This window comes from Paenibacillus sp. J22P59 (genome assembly GCF_059383895.1).
In genome coordinates this window covers 1-1,868 of the sequence record NZ_JBXENX010000033.1, presented here as the reverse complement: position 1 = coordinate 1,868, position 1,868 = coordinate 1, and the positions used below count along the sequence as shown (strand labels likewise).

Genomic DNA, 1,868 nt, shown 5'->3' with positions numbered 1-1,868 from the left:
GCGCTGTTATCTGGTTTAATGCCAGAAACACCGCTAGGCAGCATTGTAGCTATACGAGCGGAGCAGGATGCAAAAGTAAGGCGAGGCTGGAGCGCTGATCAGCGGCGTATCTACAGCGAATGGCGGAAGCGCAGCGCTGAACGCAAGATGCACGACGTTGACGAACTGCAAGACAGCATGAAGAAAATGGAGGCCGAAATGGCTCGGCTATTTGGAGGTGGCGGATAATGGCAGCAGGATCAGCAGGTAGTATAGATTTAGACCTTGGCTTAAATTTAGGTGAGTTTAACCGTCAGCTCGCAGGAATAGCTGGGCAAGCCTCCAATCAGGTAGCAAAGGCTTTTATGGGCTTGGGTGGCGTTATTGCAGCAGCATTTGCGGTGAACGGCCTAGTCGATTTTAGTAGGCAAGCCGTGCAGTTGGCGTCTGACCTGCAAGAGGTCCAGAACGTTGTGAACGTCACGTTCGGCTCTATGAAGCAGGAAATAGATACATGGTCTAAAGATATGATTAATAGCTTTGGTCTGTCGGAGCTGTCAGCCAAGAAATACGCATCCACAATGGGAGCCATGCTCAAGTCATCAGGCCTTGCGGGCGAGCAAATGAAAGACATGTCCAAGGTTCTGACAGAGCTGTCAGCAGACATGGCTTCATTCTACAACTTGAGTAATGATGAGGCTTATTACAAGGTATTCGCTGGGATGACCGGGGAGACGGAGCCGCTTAAGGCGCTAGGTGTCAATATGAGCGTAGCTAATATGCAAGCTTATGCCCTATCCCAAGGCATTCAAAAAAGCTATGAAAAGATGTCGCAGGCTGAGCAGACGTTGTTACGCTACAACTACTTATTGAGTGTAACGGCTGATGCGCAGGGAGACTTTGCGCGAAATAGCGACAGCTGGGCCAATCAAATTCGTATTATGACGGAACAATGGAAAATCTTTCAGGGTACGATGGGTATTGGCTTCATTAACATACTTACGCCGATTGTAAAGGGTTTGAATTGGCTCATCGCCAAGCTACAGATAGCTGCGATCTACTTCAAGGCGTTTACCGAAATTGTGTTTGGAGATGCCGTGGGTGCGTCTGCAGCATCAGCAGCCAGCGCGGCAGAACAAGCAAGCGGCTCGGTTGCCGACATGGGGGATACCACAACTGCCGCCGCTGATAAGGTGAAAAAAGCAGGCAAAAAGGTAAAGGGCTCACTAGGTGGTTTTGATCAACTCAATACAATATCTCAAGGAGCTGCTAAGTCCCTAGATGATGCTGCAGGTGCCGCAGGTGACATGTTCGGGGGACTCGGAGCAGGCGGAGGAGTGGATTTCGGCAGCATTACAACACCAGAAATTGACGTTGATCCAATCAAAGCCAAAGTACAGAGCTTTATTGACGATATCAAAGCAATGTTCAGTGGCGCAGGGGGGTACATCGAGCCACTTAAGCAATCCTTAATTGGCTTGGGTGATGCACTTAAGCCTTTTGTACAAAATGTTGGCTTAGGCCTTAAATGGTTTTTCTCAGAGGTATTGGTACCGCTCGGGAAATGGACCATCACAGAGGCACTGCCTGCATTTATAGACGTGCTGAGCGGCGGTATCCGTGTACTGACAGCCGTAATTACTGCATTCATGCCATATGGTATCTGGTTGTTCGATAACGTCTTGCAGCCATTAGCTGCTTGGTCAGGAGGCCTGATCGTATCCACGTTGCAACTCATTGCACAGGGGCTGAACGGGCTATCTAACTGGATCATGAACAATCAGGAGACGTTCGTTAAAGGCGCGTTATTTATCGCCAGCTTTTTCGTAGCCTTTAAGGTTGCAGGCTTAATATTGGCGATAGCTCCTATTATATCTAGCATTGCATCT

2 pseudogenes are annotated in these 1,868 nt (G+C 48.9%); both read left to right on the top strand.

What is annotated here, in order from left to right:
• Window positions 1-228: pseudogene (locus tag AC50YO_RS25480) on the top strand (Gp15 family bacteriophage protein); the annotation flags it as partial.
• A pseudogene (locus AC50YO_RS25475) lies at window positions 228-1,868 on the top strand (hypothetical protein); the annotation flags it as partial. The pseudogenes AC50YO_RS25480 and AC50YO_RS25475, both read left to right, overlap by 1 nt.